Origin of the sequence: Micromonospora yangpuensis (assembly GCF_900091615.1) — a bacterium.
Lineage (GTDB): Bacteria > Actinomycetota > Actinomycetes > Mycobacteriales > Micromonosporaceae > Micromonospora > Micromonospora yangpuensis.
Map to the genome: position 1 here is coordinate 3,122,742 of NZ_FMIA01000002.1, position 19,112 is coordinate 3,141,853.

A 19,112-nucleotide genomic window follows, 5' to 3' on the forward strand; every position below is an offset into this window, starting at 1 on the left:
TGCCCCGGCTCGAGGAGGCAAGATCATGAGACACCGTGCTCGCCGGATGGTGACCGCGTTGACGGTCGGACTGCTGGTCGTGGTGGGAGCCACGACGGTGCTCCGTACGTCGCAGGCGCTGGCCCTGAACAACGGCGTCGCCCGTACTCCACCGATGGGCTGGAACAGCTGGAACACCTTCGGCTGCAACATCAACGAGACCCTCATCCGACAGATGACCGACGCCATGGTCAGCTCCGGCCTACGTGACGCCGGTTACCAGTACGTCGTCGTCGACGACTGCTGGATGAACCCGAACCGCGACTCGGCCGGGAACCTGCAGGGCGATCCGAGTCGTTTCCCCTCGGGGATGAAGGCGCTGGGCGACTACATCCACGCCCGGGGGCTCAAGTTCGGCATCTACCAGGCACCACTTGACCGGACCTGCGCGCAGTTCTTCGGGTCGTACCCCGGGGCCACCGGCTCCCAGGGGCGTGAGGCCCAGGACGCCCGCCAGTTCGCGGCCTGGGGTGTCGACTACCTCAAGTACGACTGGTGTTCGCCCAGCGGGACGATCGACGACCAGGTCCGCACCTTCGCCAGGATGCGCGACGCGCTGGCCGCGACCGGTCGGCCCATCGTGCTGAGCATCAACTCGAACAGCATCCACACCAAGACCGGGCCGCAACGTGACTGGGGTGACGTGTCCAACATGTGGCGCACCACCGAGGACATCACCAACGCCTGGAACACCGGCCAGACCAACGGTTATCCGATGGGCATCCAGAACATCGTCGACGTCACCGTGCCACTGGCCGCGCGGGCCCGACCCGGTGCGTTCAACGACATGGACATGATGGAGGTCGGGCGCGGAGGAATGTCCGACACCGAGATGCGCAGCCACTTCGCGCTCTGGTCGATCCTGGCCTCACCGCTGATCGCCGGCAACGACCTGCGCAACATGAACGCGGCCACCCGGACGATCCTGACGAACACCAATCTGATCGGCATCAGCCAGGATCCACTGGGCCTGCAGGCCACTCAGGTCTCCTTCGACGGCACCCGGCGGGTGCTGGCCAAGCGGCTGTCGAACGGGGACGTCGCGGTGGCCCTGTTCAACCAGGGCACGGCGACGACCACGATCAGCACGACCGCGTCGGCGATTGGACTCTCCGGTGGCTCCTTCACGCTGCGTGAGGCATGGACCAACGCGACCAGCACCACCTCCGGCGCCATCTCGGCGAGCGTGCCCGGCCACGGCACGGTCGTCTACCGGGTCAGCGGTGGGCCCGGCACCCCGACCAGCACCCCCACCGGTACGCCGACCGCGGTGCCGACCACCGTCACGCCGCCACCGTCGGCCGGCAACTGCCAGGTGACGTACGCGATCACCGGCCAGTGGCCGGCCGGGTTCCAGGGCGACGTGACGGTCCGCAACACCGGTACCACGCCCATCGACGGGTGGAGCCTGCGGTGGTCCTTCGCCAACGGCCAGCAGGTGAACCAGGCATGGGGGGCCACCTACACCCAGAGCGGCGCCCAGGTCACCGCCACGAACGTCGCCTACAACGCCTCGATCAGCCCCGGCGGTACCGCGACCTTCGGCTTCATCTCCAGCTGGTCGGGCAGCAACACCCGACCGAACGCGTTCACCCTCAACGGTCAGGCGTGCGGCGTCGCCTGATCGCGATCGGCCATCAGGCCGGACAAGGCGTCACCCCGCCGGGGACGGCGAGGCCCCGGCGGGGTGACCAACACGACGGCCCGGTGCGGGAGTAGCCGGGATTCTCAGGCCGATCCGGCCGGAACGGGATCCTCGTCGTCGCGGCCGGGCCCGGTCGGCACCACCACGTCGGGCAGGTGACCCAGGGCCCGCAGCGCGGTGACGGTGGCGTAGCCCTGCGCCAGCCAGGCCAGGTCCGTGCCGGGGACGTGCCGGGAACCCTGCTCCTGCACGGCGGTCCGGACGAAACCCTGACCGCTCTCGGCGACCGTCATCTGCACCTGGCCGAACGGGGCGAGGCTGGCCTGGCGCAACCCGGGGACCTCGGCGGCCGGCAGGTCCGGCACGTTGAGGTTGAGCACCGTCCCCGGCGCCGCGTCCAGCAACCACGGCAGCAGCGGTCCCGCCAGGTCGGCGGCGGTCGACCAGTGGCGGCGTTCGTCGTCGACGGCGTCCAGCACCGCGAACGCCGCCCCGCCGCTGCCCGCGCTCGCCGCCGCCGGGGAGAGCACGTCCAACGAGACGGCCAGCGCCCGGGTGCCGTTGTTGCCGGCGGTCAACGCCGCGCCGACCGTGCCCGAGTGCAGGACCGCGTGCCCGGCGTTCGCCCCCCGGTTGATGCCGGACAGCACCAGCGCCGGTGGCGGGCCGAAGACCCCGAGCCCGGCCAACACGGTGATGTAGGCGGGGGAGGCGGCCACCCCGTACGCCGGCACGTCGGGCAGCCCGGCCAGCTCCGTCTTGGTGAACACCACCCGCCCGTCGTCGGTGACCGCCGACAGGGCCGCGCTCATCCCGCTCGCCTCGGCCTGCGGGGCGGCGACCACCACGTCGAAGCCCTGCTCGTGGGCGGCCCGGGCCAACCACCGGATACCCGGGGCGTGCACACCGTCGTCGTTGGTCACCACCACCCGGGCCGGCCGGTCACCGGTCACTCCTTCTCCCCCTCGGCCTCGTCGTCCTTCTCGTCCTCGTCGACCGGGGTCAACCGGACCCGCTCGGCGAGCTCCCGGACCGCCTCGGCCCGACCGGTGCCCAGCCCGTGCCGGGTCACGTTGAGCGCGCCGGCCGCGGCACCGATGCGTACCGCCTCCTGGAGGTCGCCACCGCGGGCCAGCACCGAGGCGACCCCGGCGGTCATCGAGTCGCCGGCTCCCCGGTGCTCGGCCAGCTCCAACGGCGGGGCGTGCACCAGCAGCTCCTTGCCGCCGTCCAGCAGCGCCAGGGCGGGCTCACCGGCCCGACTGATCAGCACCGACGCGGCACCCTGCTGTTGCAGGCGGCGGCCGGCGGCCAGCAGCGCCTCGACGCTGTCGTCCTCGGCGAGACCGTCGTCGAGCAGCTCCTCGTGGCTGACCTTGAGCACCGCGACCCCGCCCTCGACGACCGCGCTGAGGTAGGCGCCGGAGAGGTCGGCCACCACGGTGCCGCCGTTGGCGCTCAGGTCGGTGGCGAGCCGCCGGTAGATGTCCGGATCGACCACGTCGGGGGCGGCGGGTCCGCTGAGGATGCTGACCGGGGCGCGCAGCCCCTCGGTCAACGTGACGGTGTACAGCTCGTCGATCTCGTGGCGGACCATCGGCGTACCCGGGTCGTCGGCGATCTCCGACCGGGAGCCGTCGCGTCGGTCGTGGACGTACCAGCCGGAGCCGGCCTGCCGCTCGACGGCGCGGACCGTGACGTCCTCGTCGGCGAGCAGCTTGCGCAGGGTGCCGCCGACCTCGCCGCCGAGCGCGACGCAGAGCGTCACCGGTGTGCCCAACGCGGTGATCATGCGGGCCTGCCAGACGCCCTGGCCCCCCGGGTGCAGGTGCAACTCGACGGCATCGGCCTGCTGCTCCAGGGTCACCGTCAACAGCGGTGCCGGAGCGAACACCATCACACGCTCATCCATGACCGCGTATTGCCCCGAACCCGGCCGGTCGAACCGCCGACCGGGCGTGTCGTCACCCCGGGGTTTCGCGCCCCCCGCCTGCCGCTACCCGCGGGTCACGGTTTGCGGCCGACCGCGCAGTACTGGTCGATCTGCTCGGCGGGAACCTCGCCGTCGGGCCGCCAGCTGACCACCGACACCACCCCCGGCGCGACCAGCTCCAGGCCGTCGAAGAGGCCGGCGATCCGCTGCGGACTGCGCAGGTGGTACCGGGGGTTGGCGGAGAGGTTCCAGATCCGCACCGCCTCGGTGACCGCCTCGCTGGTGTCGCTGCCGTCGTACATCGCCAGGTAACTGCCGGCGGGCAGCCGGTCCATCAGCCGCCCGATGATCGACGCGGCCTCGTCGTCGGACTCGACGTGGCCGAGGATGCCCATCAGCATCAACGCCACCGGCTGGTCCAGGTCCAGCGTGCGGGCGGCGGCCCGCAGGATGGTGTCGGGGTCGCGCAGGTCCGCGTCGACGTAGTCGGTGGCACCCTCGGGCGTGCCGACGAGCAGGGCGCGGGCGTGGGCCAGGACCAGCGGGTCGTTGTCGACGTAGACGATCCGGGCGTCCGGGGCCACCGACTGGGCCACCTCGTGGGTGTTGTCGGCGGTGGGCAGGCCGGTGCCGATGTCGAGGAACTGCCGGACCCCGGCCTCGGCGGCCAGGTAGCGCACCGCCCGGGCGAGGTAGGCCCGGGAGAGCCGGGCGTTCTGCGCCAGCTGCGGCAGGCTCGAGATGATCTGGTCGCCGACGGCCCGGTCGACCGCGAAGTTGTCCTTGCCGCCGAGCAGGTAGTTCCAGATCCGCGCCGTCTGGGGCACGTCAGCGTCGATCTTGGGCCGCTGCTGCCCGTCGTTCACGGCGGTACCGTCCATCATGGTCACACCTCGTGTCTACGGTGGACCAGGATCGGTCCACCCGCGCCAGCGTAGACCGTCTGCCTTCGGCGGTGCCGCCGTGGCGGCGGGTCAGCGTAGCGCGCTGCCCCGCAACCGGCGGGTGTCCCCTGCCGGGCGGTGGGCCACCGGGGTGACCCACCGCCCGGGTCCGGACCGCCGCCGGTCCGGTCGGGCTCAGCACCGGAGCGTGCTCAGAACTCGTCGTCGAAGGTGACGTTGCCGGTCACCCCTACCTGGTACGCCGACACCCGGCGCTCGAAGAAGTTCGACAGCTCCTGGACGTCCTGCAGCTCCATGAAGGCGAACGGGTTCGTCGAACCGTAGTACGGCGCGATGCCGAGCTGGGCCAGCCGCCGGTCGGCGACGTGCTGCAGGTACTGCCGCATGTCGGCCAGGCTGAGCCCGGAGACGCCCTGCTCCAGCAGGTCCTCGGCGAACTGCACCTCACACTCGACGGCCTCGGCCAGCATCTGGCGTACCTGCTCGACCAGGTCGTCGTCGAACAGGTCGGGCTCCTCGCGGCGGACCGTCTGCACCACCTCGAAGGCGAACTCCATGTGCATGGACTCGTCGCGGAACACCCAGTTGGTGCCGGAGGCGAGTCCGTTGAGCAGGCCCCGGGAGCGCAGGAAGTACACGTAGGCGAAGGCGCCGTAGAAGAACAGCCCCTCGATGCAGGCGGCGAAGCAGATCAGGTTGAGCAGGAAGGCCCGCCGGTCGGCCTTGGTCCGCAACTCGCGCAGCTCGAAGACGGAGTCGATCCAGCGAAAGCAGAACTCCGCCTTGCGTTTGATCGACGGGATGTTCTCGATCGCGGCGAAGGCCGCGAACCGCTCCTTCTCGTCGGGCACGTAGGTGTCGAGCAGGTTCAGGTAGAACTGGACGTGCACGGCCTCCTCGAACAGCTGCCGGGACAGGTACAGCCGGCCCTCGGGGGAGTTGACGTGCTGGTAGAGGTTGAGCACCAGGTTGTTGGCGACGATGGTGTCACCGGTGGCGAAGAAGGCGACCAGCCGGGACACCAGGTGCTGTTCGGCGGGGGAGAGCCGGGCCAGGTCGGCCAGGTCGGAGTGCAGGTCGACCTCTTCGACGGTCCAGGTGTTCTTGATGGCGTCCTTGAACCGGTCGAAGAAGTGCGGGTAGCGCATCGGCCGCAGGGTCAGGTCCATGCCCGGGTCGAGCAGCAGTTGACCGGTACGGGGGGTGACGTCGGTGTTCACTGGCAGGCCTCACAGCTCTCGGGGTTCTCCAGGGCACAGGCCAACGCCTCGTCGGCGTCGCCCACGGCGACGAGCGGCGTCGCGGCGTCGCCCACGGCGACGAGTGGCGTCGCGGTGGCGACCGGCGGCTGACTGTCGGCAGCCGTGACGGTGACGGTGGCCTGCTGGATGCGCGTCGCGGGCCGCGAGCGCAGGTAGTACGTGGTCTTCAGCCCGGCCTTCCAGGCGTACAGGTACATCGAGGAGAGCTTGCCGATGGTCGGCGCGCTCAGGAACAGGTTCAGCGACTGCGACTGGTCGATGTAGGGCGCCCGGGCGGCGGCCAGGTCGATCAACGCCCGCTGCGGCAACTCCCACGCCGTGCGGAACACCTCCCGCACGTCGGCCGGCAGCTCCCCGATGCCCTGCACCGACCCCTCGGCCCGCTTGATCCGGTCGCGGATCTCCGGCGTCCACAGTCCGCGGGCCTTCAACTCACCCACCAGGTACGCGTTGACCTGGAGGAACTCGCCGGACATCGTCTCGCGCTTGAACAGGTTGGACACCTGCGGCTCGATGCACTCGTAACAGCCGGCGATCGAGGCGATGGTGGCGGTCGGGGCGATCGCCACCAGCAGCGAGTTGCGCAGGCCGTGCCGGCCGATCGTCTCGCGCAGCGCCGCCCACCGGGAGGTCTGCGTGACCTCCGCACCCCAGAGGTCCGGGTGCAGCTCGCCCCGGGCGGCGCGGGTCTCGGCGTACGCGGGATGCGGGCCGAAGCGTTCGGCGAGCCCGGCGGAGGTCTCCAGGGCGGTCAGCAGGATCTCCTCCTGCACCCGGGTGGACAGCTGCCGCGCCTCGTCCGAGTCGAACGGCAGCCGCAGGGTGAAGAAGGCGTCCTGCAGGCCCATCAGCCCGAGCCCGACCGGCCGCCAACGCGGGTTCGACGCCGCCGCCTGCGCGGCCGGGTAGTAGTTGATGTCGATCACCCGGTCCAGGAACACCACCGCGGTACGCACCGTGGCGCGCAGCCGCTCCCAGTCGACGCCGTCGGGGCCGACATGCGCGCCCAGGTTGACCGAGCCCAGGTTGCACACCGCCGTCTCGGCGTCGTTGTTGACCTCCAGGATCTCGGTGCACAGGTTGGACAGGTGGATCGAGTTGCCGGCCACGCCGGTCTGGTTGGACAGCTGGTTCGAGCGGTCCTTGAACGTCATCCACCCGTTGCCGGTCTGCGCCAGGGTGCGCATCATCCGCCCGTACAGGTCCCGGGCCTTGACCGTGCGGACCGCCTTCTTCTCCGCGATCCGGTACGCGGCGTCGAACTGCTCGCCGTAGAGGTCGGGCAGCTCCGGGGCGTCGCTGGGGTCGATCAGCGACCAGTCGCCGTCGGCCTCGACCCGGCGCATGAACTCGTCCGGGATCCAGTTGGCCAGGTTCAGGTTGTGGGTCCGCCGGGCCTCCTCGCCGGTGTTGTCCCGCAGCTCCAGGAACTCCTCGATGTCGGGGTGCCACGGCTCCAGGTAGACGCAGGCCGCGCCCTTGCGCCGGCCGCCCTGGTTGACCGCCGCCACCCCGGCGTCGAGGGTCTTGAGGAACGGCACGATCCCGTTGGACCTGCCGTTGGTGCCCCGGATCAGGGCCCCCCGGCCACGTACCCGGGACCAGGCGATGCCGATGCCGCCGGAGAACTTCGACAGCTTCGCCACCTGGTGGTAGCGCTCGTAGATCGAGTCCAGCTCGTCGCGCGGCGAGTCGACCAGGAAGCACGAGGACATCTGGGTGTGCCGGGTGCCCGAGTTGAACAGCGTCGGGGAGCTGGGCAGGTAGGCGAGCGACGACATCAGCCGGTAGAACCCGATCGCCTCCACCGGGGTCTGGGACAGCCCGCAGGCCACCCGCAGCAGCCAGTACTGCGGCGTCTCGACCACCTGCCGGGTCTCCGGGTGGCGCAGCAGGTACCGGTCGGCGACGGTCCGCAGGCCGAAGTACTCGAAGCGCAGATCCCCGGCCGGGTCCACGGCGTCGTCCAGCTTGCGCGCGTTGGCGGCCACGAAGGCGGCCGTCTCGTCGCCGATCAGGCCCAGCCCGTGGGCGTACCGGATGGACTGGCTGAAACTGGCCACCTGCTGGCCCCGGACCTCCTTGTCCACGTACGCGCCGAGCAGCCGGGCGGCCAGCCTGGAGTACTGCGGCTCCTCGCCGATCAGCTCCGCCGCCGTCTGGATCGACAGCTTGTCCAGCTCGGCGGTGGTCGCCCCGTCGTAGAGACCACTGATGGTCTTGGTGGCCACCCGCAGCGGGTCCACCTCGTCCAGGCCGGCGACCCACCGCTCGACCGCCTTGACGATCTTGTTGACGTCCACCGGCTCGGTCTCACCGTTGCGCTTGCTGACCCGCATCACCTGCCGGCGCTGCTCCGGTGCGTCCGCACCGGGTGCGGGCCTGTCCTGCACGACCGTCATGGTCTCTCCCTCGCGCTGTCTCCGCTGGTCTCCGGAGGCGCGGGCGGACGCCACCGGACCGCGAACTCGCGCGAGGTCCGTTCCTGGCGTCGGTCGTCCCACGCGACCGTCGACCGCCGTCCGCGAGCCGCGGACGGCGTGCTGGCAGGTCTTCGGACTCGTGGGCGTCTCACGCGTGCCTACTGGCCGTCGCTTCCCAGGCCGGGTGGCCCAGTGCTCGTTGACGGCGGTCGTTCCCACTCACCGCTGCGGGGCAGTTCCGGTCTCGCACCGGATTCCCTCTTGCCTCGGCCGCCCTGGATGGGCAGCCGAACCAGCTCCGCGGGACACCATATATGGGCGCCGTCCCGAACTTCCACACCACATGCTGTGTCGGCGTGTCGTGTGCGGTGGGTGACCGGCGCGACGCGGAGTACTCGGGCGGCTCCGCGCCCCCCATTCCTTCCGACCGGACGGTAGCATTGTGGGGCTGCACCGCGGATGGGAGATCACCAATGGCCCGAGCGACGTCCACCCGGCCGGAGTCGAACCGGCGCCGACAGCGCTGGCCGGACGGCTACGACCCGGAGAACACCCGCAAGTCGCTGATCGCCAGCGCGCTGGAGCTCTTCGAACAGCGTGGCTTCGACCGTACCTCCGTGCAGGAGATCGCCGACCAGGCCCGGCTCACCAAGGGCGCGTTCTACCACCACTTCGCCAGCAAGGACGACCTGCTGCGGCACATCCAGGAGGAGTACCTCCAGGCGCAGCTCACCGCGATCCAGCAGATCGAGGCCGACAGCGACGACCCCAAGGTACGGGTGGCCCAGCTGATCCGGTTCAGCCTGACCAGCGTCGCCGAGTACCGCGCGCACGTGACGATCTTCTACCAGGAGCGGCGCTACCTCACCGGTGACCTCTTCGCCGAGGTGACCCGCAAGCGCGGGCTGGTGGAGTCCGCCTTCGCCGGGATGATCGCCGACGGCGTCGACCGGGGCGTGTTCCGGGCCGACGTCGATCCCCGGATCGCCACCTTCGGGCTGGTCGGCATGTGCGCCTGGGCGTACCAGTGGCTCAACGTCGGCGGCCCACTCAGCATCGACGAGGTGGCCCGCCAGTTCAGCGCGATGGTCCTGGAGGGCCTGTACGCCTGAGCGAGAGGGCGCTCGATCTTGAATCGGGTTGACCGGCGTCGGTTAACTCCGTCGCCATGTCGTGCCGGTCCCGGTGACAATGCTCGTCGGACGGCGGGGTGTCGGTGGGTCTGATGACGCTTGGCACGATCCGGCTTCACGGTCGAGTCATGTCTTGTAGGTGAGCGCTTTCTGTAGGTGGAAGTCCGCTACGTCGAGCATCCACTTCCGGTTCGGGAAGTCGCCCTCGGCGATGCGCAGCGGGCCGCCGACCAGGTCCAGATGCATGACGTACTGGTAGTACTTGATCCGCTGCGGGTCGAGGTCCGGGTTGTCGAGCGCCGCGTAGTGCGGGCCGAAGCGCATCCGCATCCAGCAGTGCTCTACTTCGATGTCGGTGTACATCAGGCCTTCGATGTCGATGATGACGGGCTCCCCGTCCGGTCCGACGAGTGTGTGTTCTGCGCAGAGTTCGCCGTGGACCACGCCGTATTCCGCCCGTGGGTCGAGTGCGGCGTGCAGAGTGCGGAGTTTCTCCTCCAGTATCGCCTCGGCTTCGGCCGCGCGGGCATCGCGGGGCACGGCGGTGGCGATGTTCACCAGCGCGCGTTCCAGGTAGGCCTGCTCGCAGGTCGTGTCCGGCGGTGCGCCTCCGCTGTCGATCCATGCGACGCGCCCGAACGCCGGTGCCTGGTAGGTGTGCATGCCTCGAAGCATGTCCGAGAGTTGCGCGAGTGTTTGCCGGCCGGCGTCCGGGTCTCGTTCCAGCAGCGATTCCAGCGTTCCGCCGCGCACGTCCTCAGTGACGGCGACGTCGGCCGGGTACCGGTCCTTGCTGCGGTCGGCGAGCAACAGCTGCGGCGAACGGGCTCCGACCGCTTCCAGTCGACGGGTGGCAGCCTCGAAGTAGTCGATGCCGGAGGCGTGGGCGAACGGGTTCGACGGGTCGTCGTGGCCGTCCGGGAGCAGCCCGTCCCAGTAGTCCTCGCCGGCGTTCCATACGTAGGCGATCGCGCTTGTGGCATCGTCGAGCGTGATGCGGTAGACGCCCTTCTTGGTGCCGTTGACCAGGCGGTCGACGGCGGTGATGAGACGGTCCGTGCCGAAGACCTCCCGTATCACCGGGGTCAGAGTCTCGGCGTCGGCGAATTTTCGTTCAGCGGCCATTCCCGGTTCCTGTCTGGAGCGCCTGCGTCGATCATCCGGTCAGAGGACCATCCGTTGCCGAGTCACCCGCCGGTCAGGGCCATGAGGGCCGTGCCAGAATCCCGCCCATGCCCGAGATCGTCACCGCAGCACTGGTTCGTACGCACGGCGTTTATGGAAGCGATGCGGGGCGCCCGCGCCTGAGCCTCGACGCACTGTCATCGGCATGACAGCGACTGCCGCAGTCACCCAAGCTTTGGCGGGTTCCCTTGACGAAGGTAGGTTGCGGCCCGTTGATCGAGCTGCTTGGCGAAGGCGGGGAGGCGGGGGCCAAAGTTGCTCAGGCGGGTTCGGATGTTCTTCACGGCGGCCGAGGCACGGCCGGACTTCACACCCTCCATCGTGTCCATCGCGTGGTTCCAGTTCTCGGCGGCCTCACGTAGGCGTCCTCGGCTGCACTGGACGTCGGCGAGGTTGGCCAGAGTCAAGGTGTGGATACGCCGGTACGCCCCGGTGTTGCGGGTGACGATCGATCGGCGGAGTTGCGATTCGGCCCCCGGAAGGTCGCCGAGATCACGGAGCGCCTGGCCAGCTTGGCTGGCGAGGGATGCTTCGGTGAATCCGCTGGTCCGAATCCAGGTCGGCTCGTCGTCGGCGGAAGCGTCCGCAAGTTGAGCCTCGGCCGCGAGAAGCGCAGCCGATGTACGGGTCGGGTCACTCGTCGCGGCATGGCCCCGAGCGGTGAGAACGGTGAAGAGCGCGGTCGCGGCCGGGGTCGCACGCCCCCTCGACCATTCCAGCGCCGACCTGGCGAGTTTCAGGGCTTCCTGTCCATGACCAAGGTCCACGGCCTGATGTGCCATCGCCCGCAGGGTGAAGCCGCCGAGCGGTCGGTCGTCGGCTTCGTTGGCCAGCCGCAGCGCCTGGACGTAGTAGCGCTGCGCCAACCCATGTAGGGATGAGTCGAAGGCTTTCCAGCCGGCAAGATAGGTCATTTCGGCTGCGACGCTGAACATGTCCCTGCGGTCGTTGAGCGAGGAGAAGCGTCCTTGCAGGTAGCCAGCCACGTCCGAGGTGAGGTACTGGACGACAGCGAGGCGGGCATGTCCTCCTCCGAACCGCTCGTCGGCCTTGCTGAACACATCCAGCATCTCCCGTACGGCGTCGATCTCACTGCGCCCGACGGCGGCACCTCCTCCGTGTACTCGGCGCCCTCGGTCCGCGATCTCCTGCCAGGAGTCGAGCGGGACAGCGAGCGCTGCCAACGAGTACAGGGCGTTGAATCCGAACTCCCGTCGCTCCAAGTCGGCCCTCCCGACTGTCAAGAGATCGATGGCCGGAGCATGCTCCCACCAGTTCAGGCCACGAAGGTCAGGCTCCAGACTATCGCCTTCGAGGAGTCCGAGATCGACCGGATTCATCGTCCAACCGAGCCGGCGGGAGATTGCTTCGGCCAGGTATCGGGACGTTCTGCCACTGGGCTTGACACCACCGACCCAGTGCCCGACATGTGACCGGTCACAGGATGGCAGAGCGTCGAGATTCTCGCGAGCGATCGCGCGGACCGCTGCGGCGCAGGCATCGTACGACCATCGGCACTCTTTGATGGCTGCCAGTAACTTTTCGTTGCGCTGCCTCGGCGTCCGCGCCATCCGCTGACCTTCCTGGGAGATGCGTTCAACGCGTTCAACGTGCTCGCCGGGTCGGCTGGCTACCCGTCACCACAGCGACCCTGTTCACTTTAGGTGAAGCCTGTGATACAGGGGGTGAAGGGGTTCGTGGTGTCCGTGGCCGTGTCCGTCGTGTTCGGTGGGTTGGTGCCGGGGTTCCTGCTCGGGCTGCTCGCGTTCCGGGTGAAGGCGCGGTGGTGTCCCCGCTGCGGGGAGTACACCCAGGTTGTGCCGACACCGCAGGAGCGGGATCGGTGACCGTGTTGGGCCTACGGGGCGGGGACGCTCAGGCTTCCTGGTGGATCAGCAGGGACGGGCAGGGCAGTCTTTATTCACTGTCATCCACCAGTAGGTGCGGACGCTTTTCGGCGATCCACCGTTCCACGTCTGCCTTCAGCCAGACGCTGCCCATCTTGAGGGTGGCGATGGGGGCAGGGAAGTCTCTCCTGTTGATCAGGATGTAGGTCCGCTGCCGAGAGATCCCGAGGCGCTCCTGGATCTCGGCCGCACCCATCAGCTCGAACACCACCCGGTCCACGCTACGGTCAGTTTGGGTTGACATGTCCTATCTATCAGATGACTACACACAGAGGGGATGTCGGGTATGGTTGTCGTCATGTCAACCCCTACGGTGCCGGTCGTGTGCGACATACCCGCCCTCGGGGAGCGGAACCGGTGACCCGGCCGGGCCTGTCCGACGCCTGTGACCTGCCGATCGGGCGGCAGCTGGCCCGCTGGCGGGTGCGTCGCGGGCTGACCCAGCAGATGCTGGCCGATCGTCTCGGCAAGTCCAAGAGCTGGGTCGACAAGGTCGAACGTGGTGTCCGCGCCCTCGACCGGTACTCCGTCATCCAGGAGATCGCCGAGGTCCTCCACCTCGACCCGGCGGTCCTCCTCGGCAACCGACGGCCGCCACCGACGACCGCACCGGGCCCCGACGGGGTCGACGGGGTCCGCGCCGCCCTGGTCCGCCACCACCACCAACCCCACAGCACCGTCCCACCGGAGCAGGTACGCCGGCACATCGGGCACGCCTGGCTGACCTACCAGCACGCCCACTACGCCCCACTCCTGCGCGCCCTGCCCGACCTGCTCGACGCCGCCCACGGCACCCCGAACCTGCTCGTACCCACCTACCGGATCACCGCCCACCTGCTGATCAAACTCGGCGAGGCCGACCTCGCCTGGCTCGCCGCCGACCGGGCCGCCGCCACCGCGACCGACCCCACCCTCACCGGCACCGCCACCGTCACCGTCGTCCAGGCCCTACGCGCCCTCGGCCGCGACCGCCTCGCCCTCACCGCCGCCCTCACCGCCGCCGACACCACCACCAACCCGCCGGTACGCGCAGCCCTCCTACTCCAGGCCGCCCTCGCCGCCGCCCGCACCGGCGACAACCACACCACCCACGACCTACTCGACCACGCCACCCACCTCGCCAACCAGCACCCCACCGACCACGACCCGCACCACACCACCGTCAACCCCATCGCCGTACGACTGGCCCGCTCCCTCGCCGCCCACCACCTCGGCCAGCCCACCCACGCCGTACACCTGCACCAGCAAGCCCTACGCCACGACGACTGGCCCCGGCTCCCCGCCGAACACCGCGCCGCCCACCTCCTCGACGCCGCCCACGCCTACCACCACACCGGCGACCACACCACCGCCGCACGAACCCTCACCGACGCCGACACCATCGCCCCCGCCGAGATCCGCCTCCGCCCCCACGCCCGCACCCTCATCACCGAAATCACCCGCAACGGCCCACCAACAGCCGCCGTGACCCGCCTCGCCACCCTCATCGGACTCACCCGATAACCCGCGCCCCCAGCGAACGCCGGACACCCCAACCCGAGAGGAACAGACCGCGACGTGGCCACCGACCTGGGCTCCAGCGTGCCCCGACGACACCTCGGAAACATCCTGCGGGAGCTACGCACCGAAGCCCGGATGACCCTCGACGGCGTCAGCCAGGCGATCGGCTGCAGCCGGCAGAAGATCTGGCAGCTCGAAGCCGGCCTCCGCCCCGTCCGCCCCCTCGACGTCCGCACCCTCACCACGCTGTACGCCGCCAACCCCGACCTGGCCACCAACCTGACCACCCTCGCCACCGAAACCACAGCCCGCGGCTGGTGGCACGCCTACGACAACCCCGTCCCCGCCACCTTCACCCCGTACCCCAGCCTGGAAGCCACCGCCGCCCGAATCCGCACCTACCACGAATCCCTCATCCCCGGGCTGCTCCAGACCGCGGCCTACACCCGGGCCGCCCACCCCCACCGGCCCGACGACCCCGACGTACGCCGCCAACGCACCGACCTGCTGACCCGACGGCTACCCCCACCACCACGACTGCACGCAGTGCTCTCCGAAGCGGTCCTGCTACGCCCTGCCGGCGGACCGGACGTCATGGCAGCACAGCTGGCCCACCTGCTCACCCTGGCCGAGACGCCCACCGTCACCATCCAGGTCCTACCCCTGACCGCCGGGGCAACCGCCGCCACCCTCGCCGGGCCGTTCACGATCCTCGACTTCGCCCCCGGCAACCGCACCACACCAGACCCCCCGGTGATCCACCGCGAACTCCTAACCGGTGCCCTCTACCTCGACCGCCCCGAGGAGATCGCCGCCTATGAGCGCGTGTGGACGAAACTCACCACACGCGCCCTCGACCCGGAAGCCTCGACACACCTCATCGACAAGCACCGCCACCATCTCGACGACGGTCGATAGTCGGCGCGCGACTCCTCAGACGAGTCCGCGACCATCTGCTGCCTCCACCAGATCCCCAACCTGGACTACGCGAAAGGGAACCAACACGCTTATCCACCTGCAAGAGGCGCCGTAACCTAGCAAGAACATCTACATGTATGGCTACTCGAAGCGGGTTCTGGTGGTGTCGGTGAACCGGCCCACCAGGCGTGCGGCGAGGAGAACGATCACCGTTGCTGTCGCCATGCCTATGGTTACGGGTAGTAGTAGGCCGAGCCAGGGTACGGGTGCCGGTTGGGTGCTGGAGGTGGCCAGCACGGTTCCGGAGACGCCGCCGGCGACCGCTGCCAGGAGTGACAGTGCGACCAGGGGGACCATCGCCTCCAGGAGGATCGCTCCGCGCAGGGACGTGACGGCAGCGCCGGTGGCTCGGAGGAGGGACAGGGGGAGTCTCCGCTCGATGAGACCCGTGACCATGGCGATCACCATGCCCAGGGACGAGATCACGAAAACGATCGTGGTGCCGACGGCCAGCAACCAGTAGAACCGTCGTACTCCTTCGTTGTAGCCGTCGAAGGAGTTCTGGCGGATGGTGACGGTGCTGGCTGGAACGGCCTGGTTGATGATCGTGCGAGCCTGCTCCAGTGCGGTCGGGTCCTGGTAGGAGAAGAGCAGTTTCGAGGGTCGGAGCTGGGAGGTCAGCGCCGTCAGGGTGCGGCTGTCGAGAAGGACTTGGGGCATGTCGACCCCGGCCTCGGCGGGCATCGACGCTGTGGTCGTCACGGACACTTTCTGCGCGGTGACGTCCTGAGGGTCGATGATGGCCTCTCTCGGTCTGACCTGCCGGGGGCTGAGGTTGTACAGGTCGAGGGTGCCTTCGGTGAGCACCGTCGTGGTGACGTTGTCCGCCAGCACTGCCGGTGCGTCGGCGCAGGAGACGGTCAGACGCGCCGCCGACTGCATCTCGCCGCAGTCACCGATCCACACGTTCGCCGGTTCGCCGATGGCAGACGAGGCCAGGCCTGTGTAGACCAGCGTCGCGGCCTCGATTCCCTCGATGCGGCGGACGTCGTCGAGCACGGTCCGGCTTCTGTCTGTGGAGGCGGAGGTGACGAGTGCCTGTGCGGTGTCGTCGCGTTGGCCGATCGTGGTGGTGCTCTGGAGGCTTGCGACCGCGGCGGGGGTCGAGGCCACGAACAAGGTGCAGACCAGCACGGCAAGGATGACGCCGCCGAGTGCCCGGAAGCCGGAGCGCGGATCCGCCGCGAGCCGGCGACCGGCCAGCAGGGCGACGGGGCCGCCACGGCGGGACAGGGTGACGCCGATCTGTTGAGTGATCCACGGGCCTGCCAGGATCAGACTGGCGAGCAGGACGGCGAACGAGAGCATGGCCCATCGCGTGCCGGTCGCGTCGGTTTCCCGCAGCGTCCAGAGCAGGGTGGGCGTGGCCAGTAGCAGTGGGACGATCCGCCACGGGTGGACGGGCCGCCCGACGGCGCGGGCGCTGGAAGCCAGCGGTGAGCGGGAGACCGCTCGTAGCGTGAGCTGTGATGCCAGCGCGGCCACGATCGGCACGGCGACGACCACCGTGAGGACACCCCACACACCCGGCCACAGGTCGTCGGTGAACCAGCGTTGGCCGTCGTAGTCCAGTCGCGCTACGACAGGGCGGAGGGCCGCGAAGAAGATCAGCCCGAGGACGACGCCCCCTACGCCGGGGATCAGGGACTCGATGCCGGCCATCCGACGGATCGTTCGCGGGCCCGCACCCGCCAGCCGTAGGCGCGCCAACCGCTCGTCGCGGCTGGCCGAGGTGAGTCGGGTCGCCATGGCGACGAACAGGGCGATGGGTGCCAACACCGCGACGCCCGCCAGTAGCAACAACGTTCGAAGAACACCGTCGAGTTCCGCCGCGGCGGTGTGCCTGGGGAAGCTGGTGACCGTCGTTCCGGTCACCGCCGCTGCCTGTGGGCTCACCCCCCTGACCACCAGGAGATGGTCTGGCCCCGCCAGTGCCTCCGCCCCGATGGTTCCCACCGAATTGCCGTATCGCCCCGTCAACGGCGGCTGCGCGGAGACCAGACGGTGCAGAGCCGGTGAGAAGTACGCCTCACCCTCGCGGGGAAGGCGCGGGATCCCGGGTGGAACCGGTGAGCCCGTTGATGTTCCGGCGACGATCACCACGTCGATGGCCGAGGTGCGGTAGTAGTCGGTGCTGGTGCCGACCGTCGTCGCCGCGTCCTGACCGAACGGCACCGAGCCGACAACGAGGTCGGACGACATCCAGCTCGTGCGATCGGAGCGCACCTGCGTCGCCGGCGCGACGGACAGGGCGAACAACAGAAGGGCGCTACCCGCACCGACGGCGAAGGTCGTGATCGTGTGGACCGCGTAGGCCGCCCGCCCGGAAAGCCCCAGCTTGAACGCAAGGCGGAACATGCTCACCTCGACGGCTCCACAGCCGTCGGGGTAGCCACGACACCATCGCGCACGACGATGGTACGAGTGGCATACGCGGCGACGCGCGACTCATGGGTGACCAGCACAATCGCCACGCCGTGGGACTGCGCCACCGAGGTGAAGCTGTCGAGGACCAGCAGGCCCGCCGCCGAGTCCAGGGAGCCGGTGGGCTCGTCAGCGAAGATCACCTTCGGTGAGGTGGCCATCGCGCGCGCAATCGCCGTGCGTTGCGCCTGACCGCCGGACACCTCGTGCGGCCGACGACGACCCAGTTCGATCAGCCCGAACGTCTCCAGCCACTGTCCTGCCCGCGCCATGGCCTCACCCCGCTTCACGCCGTTGAGCAACAACGGCAAGGCGACGTTCTCCAGCACGGTGAGTTCGCCGAGCAGCTGCCCGAACTGGAAGACGAAACCGAAGTCCGTACGGCGCAGCGCGCTCCGTTGCTCCTCGTCGAGGCGATCGACGCGGCGACCGTCATACACCACCGCGCCCTCGTCAGGCACGAGGATGCCCGCCAAGCAGTGCAGCAGGGTCGACTTTCCCGATCCACTCGGCCCCATCACCGCCACGATCTCACCGGCATGGATCTGGACGTCGGCCTGCTTCAGTGCCCGGGTCTTCCCGAAGGCCTTGCGGACACCGGACGCCTGCAACAACGGTGCCCCCGCGTCCTCGATGACGCCCTCCAGAGCCCTCGAATCGATCATGACGTTCTTCCTTCGTCGGTGCCAGGGTCAGGCCGGCGACGAGCAGTGCTCTTCGGATTCGGTGATGCCTTCGACCAGTTCCTCGCCCTGTGAGGCCACCACCTCCAGCCATCGCAGGTCGGCCTCCAAGTGCTGCAAGGCGTACTCGGCCAGCACACACGTCGCCCTGTCCCGACTACGACGAAGACCCGTCAGCTCGCGCATCCGCGCCAGATGCGCCTCCCGCTGCGCATCGATAAGCGGCTCAACGCTCCGACCCGTCAAGACCGTCACCACAACCTTGGTGTACAGCAGGGTCTGCAGATGAGGCGCCGGCTCAACCGGAGTGGTCAACCACCGGACCACCTCGTCGCGCCCCACCGACGTCAGCTCGTACATCCGGCGAGCCGGACCACTGTCCTGATCGACACCCGCCTGACGCACCAGACCATCCCGCTCCAACCTGGCCAACGTCGCGTAGATCTGCGCCGGAGCCACCGCCGCATCCGGGTCTACCAACGTGTCGTACCGGTGCTTCAACCGATAACCGTGCGAAGGCTGTCCATGGAGCAACCCCAGCAGTGCGAGTCGAACGCTCAACCCGCCTCCTCTAGAAACTCAGCTAGTAACCGAGATACTAGCCCCAGTCCTTCACGAGGGTCACGCCGGACGGCCGGTGACCGTCAGTTCGGTAGGACACCCTCGTAGCCGGGGTCGTACCAGTCGGCGTCGTGGTGCAACAACACCTGGCCGTTCATCCGAGTCAACATCAACCAACCGCCGTTGAGGATCAGCGCGGCGTCCTCCGGCCGGCTCCGGAGGACCTTTCCGACAGTCCGGATCATGTGCGGTCGGCCTTTCTCGGCGAGCACCTCGCTGTCCATGTGAAAGGTGACGTCCACACTCCTTGCCGGCTCCCACTGCCACATCTCGCCGTCATCGCTCTCGGCCTCGTAATAGCCGTCGTCGGTCTCGATGATGCTCACGACGTAGCCGTGTTCGTCGTTCAGGCTGGCGCTCAGCACCCGGTTACCAGCGGGTGACCAACTCTCCGTCGCCCCGGGCGCGGCGATGCTCGCTACCTCATCGAGGGTGAGGTCCCCGCCGAGGGTCAGACGGTAGTCGACGGACATG

17 protein-coding genes and 1 riboswitch are annotated in these 19,112 nt (G+C 69.1%); of the genes, 5 read left to right on the forward strand and 12 right to left on the reverse strand.

What is annotated here, in order from left to right; all coding sequences use genetic code 11:
* Nucleotides 1-25: 25 nt before the first annotated feature.
* A complete protein-coding gene (locus GA0070617_RS14235; RefSeq protein ID WP_091437474.1) occupies nucleotides 26-1,663 on the forward strand; it encodes a cellulose binding domain-containing protein in 1,638 nt (545 codons plus the stop codon).
* A 104-nt stretch (nucleotides 1,664-1,767) separates the two neighbouring features.
* Here GA0070617_RS14235 and surE read toward each other — a convergent pair whose 3' ends face one another.
* From surE to GA0070617_RS14260, 5 genes are all read right to left on the reverse strand, one after another.
* Nucleotides 1,768-2,637, reverse strand: coding sequence for a 5'/3'-nucleotidase SurE (gene surE, locus GA0070617_RS14240; protein ID WP_091437479.1), 870 nt, complete (start codon nucleotides 2,635-2,637; stop codon nucleotides 1,768-1,770).
* On the reverse strand, nucleotides 2,634-3,596 hold the full coding sequence (locus GA0070617_RS14245; RefSeq protein ID WP_229688630.1) for a 1-phosphofructokinase family hexose kinase: 963 nt from the start codon (nucleotides 3,594-3,596) through the stop codon (nucleotides 2,634-2,636). Before GA0070617_RS14245 ends, surE begins: the two co-directional genes overlap by 4 nt.
* A gap of 95 nt (nucleotides 3,597-3,691) precedes the next feature.
* Nucleotides 3,692-4,501 (reverse strand): SAM-dependent methyltransferase, encoded by an 810-nt coding sequence (locus tag GA0070617_RS14250; RefSeq protein ID WP_091446401.1) that lies wholly within the window; start codon nucleotides 4,499-4,501, stop codon nucleotides 3,692-3,694.
* 212 nt (nucleotides 4,502-4,713) lie between these two features.
* Nucleotides 4,714-5,691 (reverse strand): ribonucleotide-diphosphate reductase subunit beta, encoded by a 978-nt coding sequence (locus GA0070617_RS14255; RefSeq protein WP_229688635.1) that lies wholly within the window; start codon nucleotides 5,689-5,691, stop codon nucleotides 4,714-4,716.
* A 47-nt stretch (nucleotides 5,692-5,738) separates the two neighbouring features.
* Nucleotides 5,739-8,186, reverse strand: coding sequence for a ribonucleoside-diphosphate reductase subunit alpha (locus tag GA0070617_RS14260; protein WP_091437486.1), 2,448 nt, complete (start codon nucleotides 8,184-8,186; stop codon nucleotides 5,739-5,741).
* 126 nt (nucleotides 8,187-8,312) lie between these two features.
* Nucleotides 8,313-8,519, reverse strand: a riboswitch (cobalamin riboswitch).
* A 161-nt stretch (nucleotides 8,520-8,680) separates the two neighbouring features.
* On the opposite strand from GA0070617_RS14260, the gene GA0070617_RS14265 reads away from it, so the two are divergent.
* Nucleotides 8,681-9,319 (forward strand): TetR/AcrR family transcriptional regulator, encoded by a 639-nt coding sequence (locus GA0070617_RS14265; RefSeq protein ID WP_175440531.1) that lies wholly within the window; start codon nucleotides 8,681-8,683, stop codon nucleotides 9,317-9,319.
* Nucleotides 9,320-9,466: 147 nt separating this feature from the next.
* Here GA0070617_RS14265 and GA0070617_RS14270 read toward each other — a convergent pair whose 3' ends face one another.
* Nucleotides 9,467-10,465: a phosphotransferase gene (locus GA0070617_RS14270; RefSeq protein WP_091437492.1), complete on the reverse strand. Its 999-nt coding sequence runs from the start codon at nucleotides 10,463-10,465 to the stop codon at nucleotides 9,467-9,469.
* Nucleotides 10,466-10,689: 224 nt separating this feature from the next.
* On the reverse strand, nucleotides 10,690-12,096 hold the full coding sequence (locus tag GA0070617_RS14275) for an NsdA family TPR-like regulatory protein (protein WP_139135662.1): 1,407 nt from the start codon (nucleotides 12,094-12,096) through the stop codon (nucleotides 10,690-10,692).
* A gap of 141 nt (nucleotides 12,097-12,237) precedes the next feature.
* On the opposite strand from GA0070617_RS14275, the gene GA0070617_RS32025 reads away from it, so the two are divergent.
* Nucleotides 12,238-12,372, forward strand: a complete 135-nt coding sequence (locus GA0070617_RS32025; protein WP_268239763.1) for a hypothetical protein — start codon at nucleotides 12,238-12,240, stop codon at nucleotides 12,370-12,372.
* 70 nt (nucleotides 12,373-12,442) lie between these two features.
* Here GA0070617_RS32025 and GA0070617_RS14285 read toward each other — a convergent pair whose 3' ends face one another.
* Nucleotides 12,443-12,643: a helix-turn-helix transcriptional regulator gene (locus tag GA0070617_RS14285; protein WP_373868428.1), complete on the reverse strand. Its 201-nt coding sequence runs from the start codon at nucleotides 12,641-12,643 to the stop codon at nucleotides 12,443-12,445.
* 146 nt (nucleotides 12,644-12,789) lie between these two features.
* On the opposite strand from GA0070617_RS14285, the gene GA0070617_RS14290 reads away from it, so the two are divergent.
* Nucleotides 12,790-13,935, forward strand: coding sequence for a helix-turn-helix domain-containing protein (locus GA0070617_RS14290; RefSeq protein WP_229688631.1), 1,146 nt, complete (start codon nucleotides 12,790-12,792; stop codon nucleotides 13,933-13,935).
* A 54-nt stretch (nucleotides 13,936-13,989) separates the two neighbouring features.
* Nucleotides 13,990-14,850, forward strand: a complete 861-nt coding sequence (locus GA0070617_RS14295; RefSeq protein WP_091437505.1) for a helix-turn-helix domain-containing protein — start codon at nucleotides 13,990-13,992, stop codon at nucleotides 14,848-14,850.
* 141 nt (nucleotides 14,851-14,991) lie between these two features.
* Here the strand turns inward: GA0070617_RS14295 and GA0070617_RS14300 are convergent, their stop codons facing one another.
* From GA0070617_RS14300 to GA0070617_RS14315, 4 genes are all read right to left on the reverse strand, one after another.
* Nucleotides 14,992-17,268 carry an ABC transporter permease gene (locus tag GA0070617_RS14300; RefSeq protein ID WP_308472692.1) on the reverse strand — a complete coding sequence of 759 codons (2,277 nt, stop codon included), beginning with the start codon at nucleotides 17,266-17,268 and terminating at the stop codon, nucleotides 14,992-14,994.
* A 2-nt stretch (nucleotides 17,269-17,270) separates the two neighbouring features.
* Nucleotides 17,271-17,999, reverse strand: coding sequence for an ABC transporter ATP-binding protein (locus GA0070617_RS14305; protein WP_091437512.1), 729 nt, complete (start codon nucleotides 17,997-17,999; stop codon nucleotides 17,271-17,273).
* Between the two features lie 27 nt (nucleotides 18,000-18,026).
* Complete coding sequence (locus tag GA0070617_RS14310; RefSeq protein WP_091437516.1) at nucleotides 18,027-18,578, reverse strand: PadR family transcriptional regulator; 552 nt, start codon at nucleotides 18,576-18,578, stop codon at nucleotides 18,027-18,029.
* A gap of 83 nt (nucleotides 18,579-18,661) precedes the next feature.
* Nucleotides 18,662-19,111, reverse strand: coding sequence for a SitI3 family protein (locus tag GA0070617_RS14315; RefSeq protein WP_091437587.1), 450 nt, complete (start codon nucleotides 19,109-19,111; stop codon nucleotides 18,662-18,664).
* Nucleotide 19,112: the final 1 nt, after the last annotated feature.

Coding starts and splice junctions, on each gene's coding strand:
- GA0070617_RS14315 (WP_091437587.1), bottom strand. CDS start 19,111: ATGTCCGTCGACTACCGTCTGACCCTCGGCGGGGACCTCACCCTCGAT.
- GA0070617_RS14255 (WP_229688635.1), bottom strand. CDS start 5,691: ATGGACCTGACCCTGCGGCCGATGCGCTACCCGCACTTCTTCGACCGG.
- GA0070617_RS14300 (WP_308472692.1), bottom strand. CDS start 17,268: ATGTTCCGCCTTGCGTTCAAGCTGGGGCTTTCCGGGCGGGCGGCCTAC.
- GA0070617_RS14260 (WP_091437486.1), bottom strand. CDS start 8,186: ATGACGGTCGTGCAGGACAGGCCCGCACCCGGTGCGGACGCACCGGAG.
- GA0070617_RS14235 (WP_091437474.1), top strand. CDS start 26: ATGAGACACCGTGCTCGCCGGATGGTGACCGCGTTGACGGTCGGACTG.
- GA0070617_RS14250 (WP_091446401.1), bottom strand. CDS start 4,501: ATGATGGACGGTACCGCCGTGAACGACGGGCAGCAGCGGCCCAAGATC.
- GA0070617_RS14305 (WP_091437512.1), bottom strand. CDS start 17,999: ATGATCGATTCGAGGGCTCTGGAGGGCGTCATCGAGGACGCGGGGGCA.
- GA0070617_RS14275 (WP_139135662.1), bottom strand. CDS start 12,096: ATGGCGCGGACGCCGAGGCAGCGCAACGAAAAGTTACTGGCAGCCATC.
- GA0070617_RS14270 (WP_091437492.1), bottom strand. CDS start 10,465: ATGGCCGCTGAACGAAAATTCGCCGACGCCGAGACTCTGACCCCGGTG.
- GA0070617_RS14265 (WP_175440531.1), top strand. CDS start 8,681: ATGGCCCGAGCGACGTCCACCCGGCCGGAGTCGAACCGGCGCCGACAG.
- GA0070617_RS14245 (WP_229688630.1), bottom strand. CDS start 3,596: ATGGATGAGCGTGTGATGGTGTTCGCTCCGGCACCGCTGTTGACGGTG.